Annotated in this window: 23 protein-coding genes; 17 read left to right on the top strand and 6 right to left on the bottom strand. The window is 59.7% G+C overall.

The window, feature by feature from the left end; genetic code table 11:
• Positions 1-164 precede the first annotated feature (164 nt).
• The 6 genes from H8A95_RS05225 to H8A95_RS05205 form a co-directional block, all read right to left on the bottom strand.
• Positions 165-1,382 carry a glycosyltransferase family 87 protein gene (locus H8A95_RS05225; protein WP_229182229.1) on the bottom strand — a complete coding sequence of 406 codons (1,218 nt, stop codon included), beginning with the start codon at positions 1,380-1,382 and terminating at the stop codon, positions 165-167.
• Entirely contained in the window at positions 1,379-2,605 is a 1,227-nt protein-coding gene (locus tag H8A95_RS05220; RefSeq protein ID WP_229182228.1) for a glycosyltransferase family 87 protein, read from the bottom strand. Before H8A95_RS05220 ends, H8A95_RS05225 begins: the two co-directional genes overlap by 4 nt.
• Positions 2,606-3,079: 474 nt before the next feature.
• Entirely contained in the window at positions 3,080-3,334 is a 255-nt protein-coding gene (locus H8A95_RS05215; protein ID WP_229182227.1) for a hypothetical protein, read from the bottom strand.
• 55 nt (positions 3,335-3,389) lie between these two features.
• Complete coding sequence (locus H8A95_RS05210) at positions 3,390-3,578, bottom strand: hypothetical protein (protein WP_229182226.1); 189 nt, start codon at positions 3,576-3,578, stop codon at positions 3,390-3,392.
• Positions 3,579-3,888: 310 nt separating this feature from the next.
• On the bottom strand, positions 3,889-4,020 hold the full coding sequence (locus H8A95_RS43710; RefSeq protein ID WP_274617382.1) for a hypothetical protein: 132 nt from the start codon (positions 4,018-4,020) through the stop codon (positions 3,889-3,891).
• A gap of 444 nt (positions 4,021-4,464) precedes the next feature.
• Complete coding sequence (locus tag H8A95_RS05205) at positions 4,465-5,631, bottom strand: tyrosine-type recombinase/integrase (RefSeq protein ID WP_229182225.1); 1,167 nt, start codon at positions 5,629-5,631, stop codon at positions 4,465-4,467.
• 104 nt (positions 5,632-5,735) lie between these two features.
• On the opposite strand from H8A95_RS05205, the gene H8A95_RS05200 reads away from it, so the two are divergent.
• The 17 genes from H8A95_RS05200 (at position 5,736) to H8A95_RS05120 (ending at position 15,338) form a co-directional block, all read left to right on the top strand.
• Positions 5,736-6,209 (top strand): hypothetical protein, encoded by a 474-nt coding sequence (locus H8A95_RS05200; RefSeq protein WP_229182224.1) that lies wholly within the window; start codon positions 5,736-5,738, stop codon positions 6,207-6,209.
• Positions 6,210-6,275: 66 nt separating this feature from the next.
• Entirely contained in the window at positions 6,276-6,473 is a 198-nt protein-coding gene (locus tag H8A95_RS05195; protein WP_229182223.1) for a hypothetical protein, read from the top strand.
• Positions 6,473-6,664: a hypothetical protein gene (locus H8A95_RS05190; protein ID WP_229182222.1), complete on the top strand. Its 192-nt coding sequence runs from the start codon at positions 6,473-6,475 to the stop codon at positions 6,662-6,664. Before H8A95_RS05195 ends, H8A95_RS05190 begins: the two co-directional genes overlap by 1 nt.
• Positions 6,661-6,918, top strand: a complete 258-nt coding sequence (locus tag H8A95_RS05185; RefSeq protein WP_229182221.1) for a hypothetical protein — start codon at positions 6,661-6,663, stop codon at positions 6,916-6,918. Before H8A95_RS05190 ends, H8A95_RS05185 begins: the two co-directional genes overlap by 4 nt.
• Positions 6,915-7,226 carry a TSCPD domain-containing protein gene (locus H8A95_RS05180; RefSeq protein WP_229182220.1) on the top strand — a complete coding sequence of 104 codons (312 nt, stop codon included), beginning with the start codon at positions 6,915-6,917 and terminating at the stop codon, positions 7,224-7,226. Before H8A95_RS05185 ends, H8A95_RS05180 begins: the two co-directional genes overlap by 4 nt.
• Entirely contained in the window at positions 7,226-7,546 is a 321-nt protein-coding gene (locus H8A95_RS05175; protein WP_229182219.1) for a putative PDDEXK endonuclease, read from the top strand. The genes H8A95_RS05180 and H8A95_RS05175 overlap by 1 nt, the downstream gene beginning before the upstream one ends.
• The gene (locus H8A95_RS05170) at positions 7,543-7,809 is read left to right on the top strand and encodes a hypothetical protein (RefSeq protein ID WP_229182218.1); all 267 of its coding nucleotides are present in this window, start codon (positions 7,543-7,545) and stop codon (positions 7,807-7,809) included. The genes H8A95_RS05175 and H8A95_RS05170 overlap by 4 nt, the downstream gene beginning before the upstream one ends.
• Complete coding sequence (locus H8A95_RS05165) at positions 7,806-9,191, top strand: phage/plasmid primase, P4 family (protein ID WP_229182217.1); 1,386 nt, start codon at positions 7,806-7,808, stop codon at positions 9,189-9,191. The genes H8A95_RS05170 and H8A95_RS05165 overlap by 4 nt, the downstream gene beginning before the upstream one ends.
• A 159-nt stretch (positions 9,192-9,350) precedes the next feature.
• Positions 9,351-9,758 (top strand): DUF5681 domain-containing protein, encoded by a 408-nt coding sequence (locus tag H8A95_RS05160; protein ID WP_229182216.1) that lies wholly within the window; start codon positions 9,351-9,353, stop codon positions 9,756-9,758.
• A 171-nt stretch (positions 9,759-9,929) separates the two neighbouring features.
• Positions 9,930-10,097: a hypothetical protein gene (locus H8A95_RS05155; RefSeq protein ID WP_229182215.1), complete on the top strand. Its 168-nt coding sequence runs from the start codon at positions 9,930-9,932 to the stop codon at positions 10,095-10,097.
• Entirely contained in the window at positions 10,094-10,381 is a 288-nt protein-coding gene (locus H8A95_RS05150) for a hypothetical protein (RefSeq protein ID WP_229182214.1), read from the top strand. The genes H8A95_RS05155 and H8A95_RS05150 overlap by 4 nt, the downstream gene beginning before the upstream one ends.
• Complete coding sequence (locus tag H8A95_RS05145) at positions 10,381-10,752, top strand: hypothetical protein (RefSeq protein WP_229182213.1); 372 nt, start codon at positions 10,381-10,383, stop codon at positions 10,750-10,752. Before H8A95_RS05150 ends, H8A95_RS05145 begins: the two co-directional genes overlap by 1 nt.
• On the top strand, positions 10,749-11,762 hold the full coding sequence (locus H8A95_RS05140; RefSeq protein WP_229182212.1) for a phage tail protein: 1,014 nt from the start codon (positions 10,749-10,751) through the stop codon (positions 11,760-11,762). The genes H8A95_RS05145 and H8A95_RS05140 overlap by 4 nt, the downstream gene beginning before the upstream one ends.
• Positions 11,762-13,066 carry a hypothetical protein gene (locus tag H8A95_RS05135; protein WP_229182211.1) on the top strand — a complete coding sequence of 435 codons (1,305 nt, stop codon included), beginning with the start codon at positions 11,762-11,764 and terminating at the stop codon, positions 13,064-13,066. The genes H8A95_RS05140 and H8A95_RS05135 overlap by 1 nt, the downstream gene beginning before the upstream one ends.
• Positions 13,066-13,329, top strand: coding sequence for a hypothetical protein (locus H8A95_RS05130; protein WP_229182210.1), 264 nt, complete (start codon positions 13,066-13,068; stop codon positions 13,327-13,329). The genes H8A95_RS05135 and H8A95_RS05130 overlap by 1 nt, the downstream gene beginning before the upstream one ends.
• Positions 13,326-13,619, top strand: coding sequence for a hypothetical protein (locus H8A95_RS05125; protein ID WP_229182209.1), 294 nt, complete (start codon positions 13,326-13,328; stop codon positions 13,617-13,619). The genes H8A95_RS05130 and H8A95_RS05125 overlap by 4 nt, the downstream gene beginning before the upstream one ends.
• A gap of 144 nt (positions 13,620-13,763) precedes the next feature.
• Entirely contained in the window at positions 13,764-15,338 is a 1,575-nt protein-coding gene (locus tag H8A95_RS05120; RefSeq protein ID WP_229182208.1) for a terminase large subunit, read from the top strand.
• The last annotated feature ends 5 nt before the right edge of the window (positions 15,339-15,343 follow it).

Here is a 15,343-nt window from a genome sequence, read left to right as displayed (position 1 = left end):
CGATACAACTCGTTGATGAAATCCCACATGACCGAATCCCCTTGGTCCAATGCTGGGATGCTAGGCCGGGTTTGTTTCCGGCCGGCTTCGCGGCTTGCGGAAAATGGTTTCATCGAGGGGGAGGTGGGTGGCGGTTCTGGCCGGTGATCTCGCAGCACAACATGTCATGCCCGTTGCGGGAAAGGAGGCATTGCAGCCTTCGGCTGCCGGTATCTCATCAAGATGATCACGATCACGGCAGCGCACATGAACGGACCAACGGGCACGAACACGAACGGGAAGGCGTATCCCAAGACGAATATGACACTGACGCCGATCCGGAAGGTGCGTCGGTTCGAAGGCGGCGAGATCTGGTCGTCCATGGTTGCGTTCATGAGAAAGACCAACGCGATCGCCAGGATCGGCATATCGTAGATGGCGAAGTAAGGAGAAATGAGAGGCGTCACCGCAAGCAGGCTTGCGGCCTGGACAGAAAAGCTGACCTTGCGGCGCCATATGATCAGCACCCAAACCGCGGCTGCCAGCGCGGTGGCCACGTGCAACGTCATGGCCAATCCGTAACCAAACCCGGCATACCGAAGAAGACCATAGACACTCTGCAATTTAGGCCAGGGCAGCGCCCCACTGAGGTGAAATTGCGTCGTCGCGAACGTTGCCGCCGCACGAAACCCCTCGAATGTATCCCAGCCGAAGATAATTCCGCTGATGAGCAGGAGCGCCGGCACCACCAGAGATGCCGTGATGAAGACACTCCAGCGCTTGGTCGCGATCAACACAAAGGGGAGAAGAACTCCGTATTGAGGCTTGAAGATCAGCAGCCCGAGCAAGAAGCCGCTGAGGAGCGGGCGCCGATCCAGTGTCAGGAGAACTCCGCCGAGCAGCGAAGCCGCCAGCAGAGAGCTTTGACCGGCAATGAAATCGTAGAAGACGGGCGGAGCGGCGAGTGCCAGCAGCAGTGCAGCGGAGCGCGGCCGGATCGCATGCACCACGAGAATCCAACAGAGCAGCTTTGCCGCAATCCAAACCGCGAATGCTATCGGGAACGGCAACAGCGCCAGGGGTGCTACAACCAGGAAAAACACCGGCGGATAAAAAAACGGCACGGGAATTTCATCGTAAGGATAGGGCGCGTGATCCATCGGCTGCATCCGCAGAGCAAGTTGCTGATGCAGTTGCTGCCAATCGTAGGCGGTCGCCGCGTGGCCTTCGAGTGCCATCGTGCCCGCGCCCCAAAAACATGAAAAGTCGATCCCGGCGTTGCTTCCGCCACTGACGAACATCAGCACCGCAGCAACGATCGTCATGCCGAGCAGGACAGCGCAAGCCAACGCTTGCGCCGGATCGTCTCCCGCAGAAACGTCCCAGTCCAGCAGTTGCCTCATCGGCGCGCGTCCCCGGACTGCAGCGACATCGCCGGTTGCCGGCATTGCGTCCAGATGATCGCGATGATTGTCGCGCACATCAACGGACCAACGGGCGCAAGTGCGATCGGGTAGGCAAACCCCAACAGGACAAGCACGCCGTACCCGATCCGGAGTGCGGAGCGCTTCGAGAGAAGCGAGCCCTGTTCGGCCGCCGGCACGTTCATGAGAAAGACGAGGGCGACAGTCAGCAGCGCCGTGTCGTAGATCGCGAAGTAGGGAGAGACGAGCAGCGTTCCGCCGAGCAGGCTCGCGGCCTTGATGGCGAAGCTGACGTTGCGGCGCCACATGATCAGCACCCAGATCGCGACTGCGCCGGCAACGGCGATGTGCAATGCCATGGCCATTTCGTAACCAACGCCGGCAAACCGAAGCGCGCCGTAAATGCTCTGCAGCTTGTACCAGGCCAGCCCGCCAGTGAGGTGAAACTGCGTCGTCGCGAAGGTTGCCGCCGCGCGGAATCCCTCAAAGGTGTCCCAGCCGAAGGTCAACCCGGTAAGCAGCATGAGGATCGGTATGGCCAAGCTGGCCGTGATGAAGACGCGCCAGCGCCCAGTGGCTATCAGCACGAGGGGAAGCAGGACGCCATATTGCGGCTTGAAGATCAGCAGCGCGATCAGCAAGCCGCTGATGATCGGGCGCCTGTCCAGCGTCAGCAGGATGACGCCAAGCAGGGATGCCGCGGGCAGTGAGCTTTGGCCGACGATGAAATCGTACAGGACGGGCGGCGTAGCGAATGCCAGCAGCACCGCGGCGAAGCGTGGCCGGATGGCGAAAGTAACGAGCGCCCAGCACAGCAGCTTTGCCGAGCTCCAGATCCAGAACGCAGTCGGAAACGGCAGCAGCGCCACCAGCGCTGCCACAAAGAGAAACACCGGCGGGTAGAAGAACGGGACAGGATTCTGATCGAGGGGATACGGAGCCTGGTTCACGATCGGATGAACCCGGAGGATCAGTTGCCGCAGCTGCTGCCAATCGTAGGCGGCGGCCGCGTGGCCATCGAGGGCCATGGTCCCCGCGCTCCAGAAGCACGAAAAGTCGATCCCTGTCGCGCCACTGCCGTCAACGGTTTTCGGTACAAACAAGAGGAGAGTGAGGCTCAGAACGATCAGGCAGGCAATGGCTAACGCGCGGTCGTATCCGCTGTGCTCCGCGCGGGCGTGCGCCACTGCAATTCCATTCATGAAAATTCTGCCAGAAGCTTTAAAATACAAGGCGTTCCATACCGCAGCTTAGCGGTGGCGCGAGCAAGTGGCCAGCGGCACACCGAGAACAGCTGGCGCCGAACGATCGAAGCACACATCGCAAGTTGCCTGCCAGTTGCGGGTCCGTAAGAATACGGTCGGGGCGGTCTGACGCGGGTAGGCTCGACCGAATACTCTGCGGAGAACTCAAAAGTTCGGGATGTCCCGAGCAGCACATGGGCGATGGCGGCGCAACGGACGCCTTTCCCTTCAGCGCCTCGCTTTCGATACGAGTCAAAAGCTAATCGGAATGGCTCTCTTCCAAACTAAGGGCTGCAATTACCCAAATTGAGCGTTCCATTAAAATGGCCCCAAAAGAAAGGGTGCAGCGTATCGCAACCTGCGCGGGCAGGGAAGTGAGGCCCAAGCGGCCTGCATCCAGTGATTTTTGCGGTGGAAGGCGGATAACGGCAGTCATCCCCTAATGATGAGGCGACCCAAGAATGCACCGCAGGCCCGCTCGGCTTCAGCGAACGTGCTAAAGGGCGAGCCGGACACTTGAGCGGCGGGCATATTCAGAAAGTCGGGGCGATATGAGGCGACAAAACCCGGCTCGCCATGCAGGCCAGGACCACTCCGGCTCTCGTTGCTGATGACGAATGAATAGTCGTCGCTGCCCGCGATCCATATCTCCAGTTCAGCATCGACTTGGCGGAAGTGCAGGGCCATGTCGCCCTCCACGGAGAGGCCAAAAACTTGATCCCCCAGTGTCCCAGCTGGACGCTCAACCTGCTTTTGTACGGTTGGCCGCTTCAGCTTCCCGCGCCAGCCGTTCTGTCTTTAGGCGCTCTCGATTATCGTGGAGCGCTTTTTGCTCTTTGGCGTAATCGGTCATGGCTTCCTTCGCCTTGACCGCTTTGAATATCTTGTGGGCTTCGCGCTCCGCAGTTGTGTGCCGCTCTCGGTTGATCATTATTGACCTCCCACTTGGGCTCAATACTCAACGCGCGGAGAGGGATTTCGATCCCTTAAAGGGGACGCGCCGTTCCGCTCGGTCTAGGTAAGCAACTAGGGTGGGCTAGTGGGTCAGCGCCAGTAGCCGTTGGACAATCGCGCCCAAGCACGACTAAGAGCTTTAGCAATTGTGCCAGTCGACCGTCAGGCGCAAATCTGTCGATCACCCAAAAGCAGATTGCTCCCACCACAGCGATGATCAAAATACCGATCAGAAGTGAAACAGCAGCCATTTATTATCCCTTCGATCTCTGGTGGCCTCGGTCGGTTCATTTCCGGTTGCGGTCGCGTCGCACCTTCTGGAATTCCTCGGGTCCTTTGACGAGTTGCCGCTTGCGGCTGGCTTGCTCATCTGAGCTGACAGTGTTGTCGGCCATCTTGTCGATTGCGTCGCCGGCCATGGTGCGGAGAAGGCTCGGCGAGCGTCTCCGGAGTAACCCCTAATGGCTCGGCGCGGGCAGCGAAGGGCCGGAACAAGTGGCAACGTCGAGAGTCACTCCTAGTGCTCCCGTTGTCACTCCTGCCCCCCGACTGCGGGAGTTGGAATGCGACCCTGGCGCGCCGACCGCGCCGGGGCCGTTCGTCCATCGCGCGGCAGAGCAAATGCGGAAGTGGCGTGTACAATCCGTGTACTATCGACTCAGCGGGACCAAACGGGAAAGCAAGAAATTGAAGGTTTTTTTAGCACGCGATGAGACGCGGGATTTCGTTGAGCCGAACACGTATCGTGTTGAAATGGCTGGCGATCCCGGCAGGATTCGAACCTGCAACCCGCGGAGTAGAAACCTTTTGGATTGTGAATCTAATCAACGACTTAGCTCCTCCGTGTTCCGCTGGCGTTGCCGTCAGCTGCCAAGCAATCGGTTTTGAAGGGTTTCGGCGGCTCGCTGGTCTGCCTCGGCATCGGCGAACAGGTGCCCGTAAATGTCGAAAGTGACCTTGATTGAGCTATGGCCCATCAGGCGCTGGATCTGCTTCGGATTGTGACCGTTCTCGATCCACAGAGAGGCGCAGGCGTGGCGCAGGGTGTGTAAGCCGTACTTAGGCACTTCCGCCATCACGGGCTCGCCGTTCTTGAGGGTCGGCTTTCCATCGGCGTCGAGCACGGGCGCCGCTTCGGTGATGCCCTTGGCTACCAGGATCGGATGGAGGCCTCGTTCGAGCATGTTCGAATGGGATTCGACCTTGCCGACCCCGTTCGGGAAAACCAGGTTCAGATCGCCCTTCGGGCACTTAAGCTTCCATTCCCGCAGGGCGTTCATCACGATCGGCGGGCAGGGGATAGTGCGATAGGCAGCCTTTGACTTCAGGTTGCCGATCCGGTGGGAAGCGTCTGCCCGCTGGGTCAGGCTGAGTTGTTTGGCCGCAAAATCGACGTTCAGCCAGGAAAGGCCACGCAGCTCACTGGCACGCAAGCCGCAGAAGATGGCGACCAGCATAACGGGCCGCCAGCGATCGACGGCACCTGCAATGATGGCCTGCAGCTCGACCTTGGTGGGAATATCAGGGCGCGGGTCTTCCCGGTCTGGCAGATCAAGATCGACGCCAGCCGTGGGGGCAGTGCTCGACAGGCCGCGGCGCCGAAGCTCTTTGAAGATGCTGCCAACCGAGCCGACGACCTTCTTGATCATTTCGGCCGATGTGCCGGCAGCTCGAAGCTGGTCAGCATAGGCATTGATAGCCGGCACCGTCATTTCCGATGCCTTCTTCGCCCCAATGAGCGGAACAATGTGGAGCTTCACGTGCTCCTCGTAGCCCTTCACGGTCGAAGGCTCCAGGCCCTTTTCCTTGCACCGCTTGATCCAGAGCGCCGCGGCTTCCTTCATGGTGGGGGAGATGCTGCCCGGCGTGTGCAGGCCGCGAACCATGTCATGCCGAACTTCGACAAGCCACGCCTCGGCGTCGGACTTCTTCTCGAACATCTTGAAGCGGCGCTCGCCCGCGCCGTCGATATAGCCCGCCTGCCAACGGATGAGGCCCGAGGGAAGTTTCCGCTTGCGCACCTTTGCCATGACTTGTCCCCGCCGGAATGATTGGTGTCCGTTGAAACCAATTGACACCAATCCGCGGCAGTTGTAAAGCACATAATACGTACTGCGTTCTTGAAGGGACGGTGATGGACAGCTATTCGTTGGGCGGTTTGGTGGAAGTAACGGGCGCAAAGCGCCGGTCACTCCAGCTTTGGGCCGATCGAGGTGTGATTCAAGCGGACCGCGGGACAGAGGATGCCGGGACCGGGACGCACCGTCAGTTCTCCCGCGAGGAGGCCATTATTGGCTGTGCTATTCGGCCCTTTGCTGAGCGGCAAATTGCCATCGGTGAACTAAAAAAGATTGCTACGGCTCTGCGCTCGATGATGCTGCTTGATGCCAATGCAAAAGTCTTTTCATCGGCCATCGGTGGGGATGGAGATACGATGTTGATCTGTGAGAGCTGGGACGCGAAGGAAGACCGCGAGTACAGATGCAGCATAGCTCAGACCGCAGTTGATCCACGAGGGAGCCAGAAGATTTACTTCCTCCACCATCACAAGCCCAACAGCATGGTCATGGCCATTCGCCTGGAGACTTATTTGGGGAAGCTGAAATAGGCGTTCCTCTCTTTTTTGTGCGAGTAAGTGCGTAATGCGTATTAGGTGCAATCATGAGGAAATAGGATGGATACCATCGCAGACGATCTCCTGGAGGGGATGAAGTCGATCAGCCGGTTCACCGGCATTGATGAGAGGCGCGCCTTTTACCTCGCCGAGAAAGGCGAGCTTTACGGCGTGTTCAAACAAGGTGGCCGCTGGGTTGGGCTGAAGAGCAAGATCCGTGAAGGCTATCACAAGCGTGCAACTGGCGAGGTCGCCTGATGCGCCTGCTCGAAATGGAAAACCCCGCTCTGGCAAGCGGGGCTCCGGAAGTCTCTCTCGCGGCTAGCAAGATCGACCCGGACAATGCCACAAGCCGGCTTCGGCTGCAATTCCTCGCTCAGGTTTTCGACCTGCCGGCATCAACCGCTGCAGTGGTCGCTGATCTCGCTTTCGGGGAGGCGCTGCGATGAACCCCGAAGCCCACAGACAAATGGTCCTCGATAACGTTGATTTTGCCATTGAGCATTCGCCGCTGGCGGAACAACACAAGATGCTTTCGACGCTGGCCGCCGCACTGATCAAGCTGCAGGCCAACATCGAGCGCACCGAAAGCGCGCCAAAGCTCGGACTGCTCGCCTTCATCGGCAAGTCTCCGGAAGAGATTGAAGAGATCAAGCGGGCACTCGCTCGCCACCAAGGTCCCGACGATCCGGAGGCCGCATGACTCGCGAATGTCTCCCCAACCGCCGACCAAACGAAACCCAGGAATTCGATCGGGACGGAATCCTTGTCAAGGTAACGGTGGGCTACAAGCCTGACGGCCAAATCGGCGAGATATTCCTGAACGCCGATCGCTCGGACAGCATGCTGGACGTGCTGATGTCGGATGCCGCCATCATCGCCAGCATTGCGCTTCAATACGGGGTATCAGTGCGGCAGCTCGCACACGCCATCAAGCGTGACAGGTTCGGCATTGCCTCATCGCCGATCGGTGCCGCCCTTGACCGCATCTCCAGCCCGGAGGTGCTTTGATGGGTGGTCGAGCGTCAAGAGACAAGGGCAATCGTGCCGAACGTGCGATTGTCAAATTTCTTCAGGAGCGCGGCTTTGCTGCCGAGCGGGTGCCGCTGAGCGGTGCTGCCGGCGGCTCTTACCTCGGCGACGTGACCATTCCGGTTTTGAATATTGATCGCGTCGCCGAGGTGAAGTGCCGAGCCAATGGATTTAGGGAGCTTTATCGCTGGCTCGAGGCGAGGGACCTCTTGATTGTCCGCGCCGATCGCAAAGAGCCGTTGGTTGTCCTGCCTCTCAAGCTGGCCGCTGAAATTGCGGCAAAGGCAGGCAAGCCATGACGCGCGTCGATCGCGAATTGAGAGAAATGCGCCGCGCGGTAGCCCTGGGCAAGGTGAATGCCTTCCATGATCAGGCCGAGATCCTTGCCGAAATCGTGCAGCGCGGCGTGGTGGATCACGGCATTGCGGTGGACGCGCTCTGGGATACCGCTCTGGCAAACAATCTGATCGACGCGCATGGCGTCGATTTCGTGCAGTTCCTCATGTCCGACGCGTTCGGGCAGCCCCAGCCCCTTCCAACCTGGCTCTTGAGGGCTGCATGAACCAGGCGGAGATGGATGAGGAGGCCCTGCGGCAGGAGCGTGAAGCCTATCCGCGGAGCATGCCCAACGACGTGGTTACCGAGGACTCGGCCGCCCGGCAGTTCGTTGAACGCTTTGGCGAGAACCTGAGGTTCTGTCACTCAACCGGCGCATGGTTTCGGTGGAACAGCCGTGCATGGGCGAAAGAGCAAACCGGCATCGCGTTTCACTGGGCGCGTGAGCTCGCACGCGGCATAGCTGAAGACCAGCCTGCAACCAAACGAGTAAAAATCAACTCCGTGGGCTTTGCCTCCGGCGTTGAGAAGTTCGCCAAGAATGATCCCGACATCGCTGTTACCGTCAGCTATTGGGACGCGGATCCGATGCGGCTTGGCACGCCGGGCGGAACGATAGATCTGCGGCAGGGCAAGCTTCTACTCCCTCGCCGGAATGACGGGATTACCAAGCTGACCAGCGTCGCACCGGCGCCGTCCGGTTGCCCGCAGTGGCTAAAGTTTCTTGACGAGACTACGGGAAGCGATGCCGAGCTAATCCGATTCCTGCAGCAATGGTGCGGCTATTCCCTGACCGGGCTGACGACCGAGCACGCGCTGGTTTTTGTGTACGGGCCCGGTGGCAATGGAAAGTCAGTTTTCCTCAATATCGTTGCCGCGATCCTGAAGGACTACGCCACGACATCGGCAATGGACACGTTCACGGCGTCGTCATCGGACAAGCACCCGACCGATCTCGCAATGCTTCGGGGGGCCAGACTGGTGACAGCCTCCGAGACCGAGGAAGGCCGGCCATGGGCGGAAAGCCGGATCAAGCAGATGACGGGCGGCGACCGGATCAGCGCTCGCTTTATGAGGCAGGACTTTTTCGAGTTCGTTCCGCAGTTCAAGTTGACCATCGTCGGCAATCACAAGCCGGTGTTGCGGAACGTCGACGAAGCTGCCCGGCGCCGGTTCCTGATCGTGCCGTTCGAGCGCAAGCCAGATAAGCCGGATCGTGAGTTGGAGCGTAAGCTGCTCATGGAAGCCGGTGCCATCCTGCAATGGATGGTTGATGGTTGCCTCGACTGGCAGGCCAACGGTCTCCTGAAACCCGCCAGCGTGCTTGCCGCAACGGAAGAATATTTCAGCGATCAGGATGTATTCGCGCACTGGCTCGCGGAGGAGTGCGTTTGCGATCCCGGCAACGTCGATCGATCCGAAACCAGCGGCAAGCTCTTTAAGTCGTGGCGAGAGTTTGCCCAGAGCGCCGGCATTGGCCCCGGTACTCAGCAATCGTTCAAAGACCAAATGTTGCGGCACAAGTTCAAGTTCTACCGAACGGCTAAGGCTCGCGAGTTCCTGGGCATCAGCCTTTTGCCAAAAGCCAGTTTCAATGGTGGCGATTAACAGGATGGGCATGGAGCCAATGACAAGCGTGACAAGCTTGACGGGGGTCTACATATCGACTTCTCACGCGCGCGCGGGTGGGACGATTAAGGGAAATAGCCGTCAAGGTCGTCATGGTCGTCACAGGTGGCACTTGACCGGTTGGGAGTGCAGCCAGTGATGAAACAGAACCCGAAGAGTGGCCTGAAGCCGTGGAAGCCAGGGCAGAGCGGCAATCCAGCCGGGAGACCTCAGGGCGCCCGTAGTAAGTTTGCTGATGCTGCGTGTGCGGATGCACTGAAGCATTGGACGAGCGGCGGCAGTGACGTGCTGGAGCGCGTCAAGAAGGAAGACCCGAGTACTTATCTGCGCGTGATGTTCTCGATTATCCCGAAGGACATCGCGGTTTCGATCGAGCAGCGAAATGGTCCGCTGGATAGCCAGGAGATGCGCAGCATGCGGCGCGTGGTCGATGTGATCCACGCTGCCGGCGCAACAGGGATCGATGCGGAAACGGTGTTCGCCTGGATCGAAGACGATCTTCGCGCAAGGTTGGCGAAGACAATCGAGGTCGAAACAATCGCCTGACGGATGCGAAATCCGCTCGGCATTCAATAAAATCAATAGCTTGAATCGTTCGTGTTCCGTCCGTGTTGCTGCACATGCGGAAAACAGCGGAATTTCGAGTAATTACTGTCAATGCATTTAGCGAGCGAATGACTCACAGTCGCAGGCATCTGATTGCGAAAGGATGCCTCGATGCTCTCCGATGCCGATCTGAACGACCTGGTGCTGATGCTGCAGACGCATTCACCGCTGGTGCGGCTGAACCACTCCGAAGCCGTGGCCGTGCTCGAGCTGATGCAGCAGCGCGGCTGGACGATCAACAAGCCGATGCCGGCTGTTGAGGCTGGCAGGGCGTCATGACGGCGTTGGCGATCGAGACTGTTGGGCGCCAAGGCGCGTCCCAGAACGTCGCGGTGACGACGACCAGCGCGGCATCGACCGTGCTTGGCTCACAGACCCGGGTGGTGCTGCTGGTCGCTACTGCGGCCTGCAACATCCGAATTGGTGATGCCACTCCTACCGCAGTGGCTGGTGACACGCTGCTGCCCGCAAACTTCCCGCTCGCCCTCATCTGCTCGCCTGGCCAGAAGGTCGCCGCGATCACGGCGAGCACGGCGACGCTGAGCGTAACGGAGATCTATTGATGGCCAACATCACCTTCCGCTACGGCAGGGAAGACCTGCTGAAGGCCTTGGCCGATCGCCGCGGCGTCAACCTGAGCACGCTGATGCGCTCGCTGGCGGACGCTGCCTTGGCCTCTGAGGGCTTTGCGGTGGCTGACACTCAGTATGCGCTGGTGGCCGATGGTGCTGTCGTCATCCACAACGAGGTGCCGATCTTGTCTTACCGGCCATTTCCGGATGACCGCGGGGAATGGTTTCCCGTAGAAAACGAAGACACCGAGCCGTTCAACGCTGCGCAGCACTGGCGTCTGAAACCGTTGCCCCTGCGCGTGGATGGGGAGCGCGTCATCAGGACCTATCCGGTAGTTCCGAAGTCGATGGAGCACGCATGACCGGCGTCGCATTTTGGTCTCAGACGGCGGCCGCGAACGCCAGCCAGGACAGCACGGTCAATTGGGCTGAAGGGCAGGCTCCATCCTCTATCAATGACAGTGCTCGAGCCATGATGGCCAGCACCGCGAAGTGGCGTGATGACATTGCGGGCGCGATCGTCACAGCTGGAACGAGCACGGCCTACACTGTCACGTCCAATCAGCAGTTTGACAATTTCACTCGGCTTGCCGGCCAGCTTATCGCCTTCACACCACATACGACACAGACCGGGACTTGCACCTTGAATGTCGATGGGTTGGGCGCGAAGCCCTTGCGATCGGCGCCGAGTGTGGAGGTGCCTGGTGGCACCTTGAGCCAAGGGACGCCTTACCTCGCACTCTACAACAACACGGACGGTGCATTCTATCTGCATGGATTTTTTGGCAGTCCGTACAGCATCCCGCTTGCCGGTTGCATTGAGTATTGGGGAACCACGGCGCCAAATAGTTCGTTTGTTTTCCCGGTAGGGCAAGCGATCTCGCGCACTACGTATGCGACGCTTTTTTCACTCGTTAACACGACATATGGCGGTGGTGACGGATCGACCACATTCAATCTGCCGGACAAGCGCGGGCGTGTTGCGGCGGGTGTCGATAACATGGGTGGTGTGACAGCCGGTCGCTTGAGTTCTACCTATTTCGGAAGTCCTCAACTCGGCCTCGCTGGCGGCTCTGACAATCATCTTTTGACGAGCAACGAAATGCCGCTGCATCGGCACAGCGTTTTCATTTCCGATCCTGGGCACACCCATACCAGTAACGCGCCGGCCAACACCGTCAACTTTTTTCAGAGTGGGGGTGGTAACGCGGTGAACGGGGGCACCGGAGCGACCATCAATAGTGCGACGACCGGCATTTCGATCACGAGCGGTGACAGCGTTGCAAACGCAACGCTCCAGGCTGGTGGCAGCCTCCCGCACGCGATCGTGCAACCGACGATTTGCTGCAACTACATCTTGAGGATCATCTGATGTCGGACAGTGAACAGGCGCGCGACGCGGCAGGCCAGTTTATTTCTCCGGAAAAGACGCTCGGGGTTCATAGCCTCGAGATCGATCAGGGCTTTATCCCGCGGCCTGACGCGGTGCAGGCCGATGGCAATCCTGACGAAGATCGCCCATGGGAGCATTCCTCGGACGAAGAATCGTTGCGCGCCTTGGCGCAGAAGACGTGGGGTGACCCGAAGCCGGACATCCTGAACATCGTGCTGCTCGACGCCGAGGGAAACCGTGCGCCCGAAAACCTGGCGCAGACCGTCGAGCAAGCCGCATCTGATCTGAGAGCTGTTGAAACCGAGATAGCGGAGGCCAACGAGGCTGCCGAGCTGGCGAAGATCGCCGCGGAAGTCGATCGCGCACGCTCCGAGCGGATCAACGGCAATCCTGACATTGCAACCTATTACGGTCTGGACCTTGGCGAGGTGCAGGCGAACGCTGAGAAGGCGAAAGCCGAAGCCAAGCCCACCGACGCCAAAGCGGCCGATGCAGAAGCGAAGCCGGTTGAAGCCGATGGAAAGCCAGAGGCCGGCGACACCGAGCCGTCTGTTGACGGACTGGATCCTGAGGTCGCGAAAGCTCTGAAGCATCCGCAGGTCCGGCAGGCGATCGAGGCCGAGATTGGCAGGGCCGATGCCACGCGGCAGGAGCTCTCCACCGCGATTGAAACCGCCAATCGCTATGCGCAGCAAAGTCTGGTCGATCACTTCCCCGAGTTGGCGCAGATCCCGTTGGAGAACTGGGACGCCGCCCTTCAGATCCTGCACCAGCACGATCCGCAACGTGTGCAGCGAGCGATGAGCATTGCGGAGCGTGTCAACACGTTGAGCATCGCGCAGACGCAATGGCAGCAGCATCAGGCTGTTCAGGCGGAGCAGCAGTTTCAGGCAAATGTCGGAGCCGAAGATGCTCGGCTCGAGCAGGTGCTTGGCAAGGCCGGGGCGGCCGAGGCGAACAAGGCGCTGGTGTCGTTTCTCGATGATCACGGCATTGGCCGCAATCAAGCGTACAACTTCGTCCGGCAGCACCCTGTGCTTTCGACGGCGGAAGGGCGCGAGATCATATTGAAAGCGGCGAAGTATGACGCACTGAAGAAGGCGGGATTGCCGAGGCCGGAAAGCAAGCCGGTTCCGAAGGTGCAAAAGCCCGGCGTCGCCGCTCCAAATGGGGCACGCGCGGCGGAATCAATTCAGGCGCTGACTGCCAGGCTTTCGTCATCCGGCTCTCCGGAAGATGCATATGAGCTTTATCTGGCACAGAACAAAGCGCGAGGACGGTGATGAACGACAACCGCAATTTCATTGACGACATCCGGGACATGTCTCGCAATCGGGGGCAGGAGAAAACGACTGCCGAGATGCTGGATGACTTCAAGATGTTTGGGCCCGAGAAACGGGCCGACATGCTGGATCAGGTCGACAGCGAGTTTCGGCAGATGAGTGTTGAAAGTGACGAGACGTCCCTTCGGAAGTACGCCGAGTTCACGTCGTTTCATACCGATATGCAGGATCTGCACCACAAGCTGCGGAAAGCTGGTCGATGACAATCCCGGTCCTGGAAGCGCTGATAAATGCGCGGGTCGCGGATATCGTCGATCCGCCGCGTTCATGGCGCAAGGACATGAAGGCCGCGTTTCTGCGACTGCCGCGTGACTTGCAGCTCTACTTTGCGTTCCACGAGAAGCAGCGCGAGCAGGCGATCCACAAGGCTCTCAGAGAGGCCGCCAAAGCTCGCAAGAAACTGAAGGAGATTGAAGCCAATGGCGATCGGGAAAGCGCGGTCCCTTGCAGAGCGGATCATTCAGATTCGGAAGGAATGCGACGAGATCATTGATCGGCACGTCGCAGAGATGAGAGTAGGGCGAGAGGGTGTCCCTGCCGGCGTCATCCGCATGGAAATCGAGAGGAACGCCATAGGCTGTCCCTGCGCGCAGGCGATGCATGTCATGGGCAAGCTCGATGAGCTGCGGGCGGCTCAATGAACGCACTGGAGCAGATCACCGCGACGCTCGATCACTTCGAGCGGCTTGATGAAGATCTCGAGTATTTCGCGGAAACGCATCTGAAGATCAGGCCGAAGGCGGGCGGTCTCGTGCCGTTCAAATTCAACCCGGTTCAGCAAAAGCTGCATGCGATCATCGAAGAGCAGCGCGCGACGACCGGCATGGTCCGGATTGTCGTCCTGAAGGCCCGGCAGGAAGGCGTCAGCACCTATGTTGCGGGCCGCTACTATCACAAGACGATCCGCAATCCCGGTTTCCTGACTGCGATCGTGGCGCATGAGAAACCGGCGTCGCGCAACTTGTTCGGTCTGGTAAAACGGTTCCACGATCACATGCCGGACGACATGCGGCCGGCGACGGGGGCCTCTAACGCCGAAGAGCTGAAGTTCGCAAACATCGATTCCGGCTACCTGGTTTCGGTCGCGACGGAGGACGGCGCCGGCCGATCGTCAACCGCGCAGGCGCTGCATGCGTCGGAAGCTGCATTCTGGGTGAACCTGAAGGAGCAGCTGGCCGCGCTGATGGAAACCGTGCCCGATCTGCCGGACACGGAAATCATCGTGGAGACCACGGGCAATCAGTTTGGTGATGAATTCCATCAGTTCTGGTGCAAGGCGCTGGCCGGCGAGAACAGCTTCAAGGCGGTCTTTCTGCCGTGGTCGGAGGATCCGACCTATCGCAGGGCCGTGCCCGACGATTTCGAGATGACCGGCGAAGAGAAGAAGCTTGCCGAGCTGCACGGCCTCGATGCCGGGCAAATCTACTGGCGCCGCTGCAAGATCGCCGACAAGGGCGATATCAACTATTTCAAGCGCGAGTATCCGCTGACGCCGGATGAGGCATTCCTTGCGTCGGAGTTTGACAGCTTCATCCCGCACGAGCTGGTGCTGCGAGCTCGCAAGTCAGGGACCACGGAGGGAATAGGGCCGCTGATCCTGGGCGTCGATCCTGCGCGCTTCGGGGCGGACAGCACGGCCATCGCCTGGCGCCGCGGCAGCTGCATCGAGAAGATCGAGAAGCGGCACGGCCTGGACACCATGCAGGTCGCGGGCTGGGTTGCCAGCATCATGCGGGAGGACAAGCCGGCCAAGGTCAACATCGACGTGGGCGGGCTCGGCGCCGGCATCTATGACCGGCTGGTGGAGCAGGGCTATGGCGGCAGCTTTGGCTCAGGCATCCTGAACAGCGTCAACTTCGGATCGAAGCCGATCGAGCCGCCGCCATTGGACGACAGCGGCAAGGCATCCGGTGGTCCGGCAAACCGGCGGGCTGAAATGTGGTCGAACCTCAAGAAGTCACTGTCAGGCTCTCACTTCTCGCTGCCGGACAGCGACAGCCTGCAGGCCGATCTGACCGGACCCGGCTACAAGTACACCAGCGACGGCCGGCTGATGCTCGAGAGCAAGGACGACATGAAGAAGCGGGGCATGCCGAGCCCGGACGAGGGCGATGCTGTGGCGCTGTGCTTCTCTGAGCCGAACGGGTCGCCGTATGTGCGGTTGTCCGGGTTCAACCGGGTGATTGAGTATCCGGATATGGGGTACGCTTAGGATGA

This window comes from Bradyrhizobium oropedii, from assembly GCF_020889685.1.
GTDB lineage: Bacteria > Pseudomonadota > Alphaproteobacteria > Rhizobiales > Xanthobacteraceae > Bradyrhizobium > Bradyrhizobium oropedii.
Note: the sequence above shows the minus strand (reverse complement) of the source record. Positions and strands in the feature narration are given on the sequence as shown.

Excerpts from the sequence above, each read along its gene's own strand:
- H8A95_RS05195 (WP_229182223.1), top strand. The coding sequence starts at position 6,276 with ATGGATACCATCGCAGACGATCTCCTGGAGGGGATGAAGTCGATCAGC.
- H8A95_RS05185 (WP_229182221.1), top strand. The coding sequence starts at position 6,661 with ATGAACCCCGAAGCCCACAGACAAATGGTCCTCGATAACGTTGATTTT.
- H8A95_RS05215 (WP_229182227.1), bottom strand. The coding sequence starts at position 3,334 with ATGGCCCTGCACTTCCGCCAAGTCGATGCTGAACTGGAGATATGGATC.
- H8A95_RS05210 (WP_229182226.1), bottom strand. The coding sequence starts at position 3,578 with ATGATCAACCGAGAGCGGCACACAACTGCGGAGCGCGAAGCCCACAAG.
- H8A95_RS05170 (WP_229182218.1), top strand. The coding sequence starts at position 7,543 with ATGACGCGCGTCGATCGCGAATTGAGAGAAATGCGCCGCGCGGTAGCC.
- H8A95_RS05220 (WP_229182228.1), bottom strand. The coding sequence starts at position 2,605 with ATGAATGGAATTGCAGTGGCGCACGCCCGCGCGGAGCACAGCGGATAC.
- H8A95_RS05225 (WP_229182229.1), bottom strand. The coding sequence starts at position 1,382 with ATGAGGCAACTGCTGGACTGGGACGTTTCTGCGGGAGACGATCCGGCG.
- H8A95_RS05125 (WP_229182209.1), top strand. The coding sequence starts at position 13,326 with ATGACAATCCCGGTCCTGGAAGCGCTGATAAATGCGCGGGTCGCGGAT.
- H8A95_RS05200 (WP_229182224.1), top strand. The coding sequence starts at position 5,736 with ATGGACAGCTATTCGTTGGGCGGTTTGGTGGAAGTAACGGGCGCAAAG.
- H8A95_RS05150 (WP_229182214.1), top strand. The coding sequence starts at position 10,094 with ATGACGGCGTTGGCGATCGAGACTGTTGGGCGCCAAGGCGCGTCCCAG.
- H8A95_RS05160 (WP_229182216.1), top strand. The coding sequence starts at position 9,351 with ATGAAACAGAACCCGAAGAGTGGCCTGAAGCCGTGGAAGCCAGGGCAG.
- H8A95_RS05175 (WP_229182219.1), top strand. The coding sequence starts at position 7,226 with ATGGGTGGTCGAGCGTCAAGAGACAAGGGCAATCGTGCCGAACGTGCG.
- H8A95_RS05180 (WP_229182220.1), top strand. The coding sequence starts at position 6,915 with ATGACTCGCGAATGTCTCCCCAACCGCCGACCAAACGAAACCCAGGAA.
- H8A95_RS05190 (WP_229182222.1), top strand. The coding sequence starts at position 6,473 with ATGCGCCTGCTCGAAATGGAAAACCCCGCTCTGGCAAGCGGGGCTCCG.
- H8A95_RS43710 (WP_274617382.1), bottom strand. The coding sequence starts at position 4,020 with ATGGCCGGCGACGCAATCGACAAGATGGCCGACAACACTGTCAGCTCA.
- H8A95_RS05135 (WP_229182211.1), top strand. The coding sequence starts at position 11,762 with ATGTCGGACAGTGAACAGGCGCGCGACGCGGCAGGCCAGTTTATTTCT.
- H8A95_RS05145 (WP_229182213.1), top strand. The coding sequence starts at position 10,381 with ATGGCCAACATCACCTTCCGCTACGGCAGGGAAGACCTGCTGAAGGCC.
- H8A95_RS05165 (WP_229182217.1), top strand. The coding sequence starts at position 7,806 with ATGAACCAGGCGGAGATGGATGAGGAGGCCCTGCGGCAGGAGCGTGAA.
- H8A95_RS05155 (WP_229182215.1), top strand. The coding sequence starts at position 9,930 with ATGCTCTCCGATGCCGATCTGAACGACCTGGTGCTGATGCTGCAGACG.
- H8A95_RS05205 (WP_229182225.1), bottom strand. The coding sequence starts at position 5,631 with ATGGCAAAGGTGCGCAAGCGGAAACTTCCCTCGGGCCTCATCCGTTGG.
- H8A95_RS05140 (WP_229182212.1), top strand. The coding sequence starts at position 10,749 with ATGACCGGCGTCGCATTTTGGTCTCAGACGGCGGCCGCGAACGCCAGC.
- H8A95_RS05120 (WP_229182208.1), top strand. The coding sequence starts at position 13,764 with ATGAACGCACTGGAGCAGATCACCGCGACGCTCGATCACTTCGAGCGG.
- H8A95_RS05130 (WP_229182210.1), top strand. The coding sequence starts at position 13,066 with ATGAACGACAACCGCAATTTCATTGACGACATCCGGGACATGTCTCGC.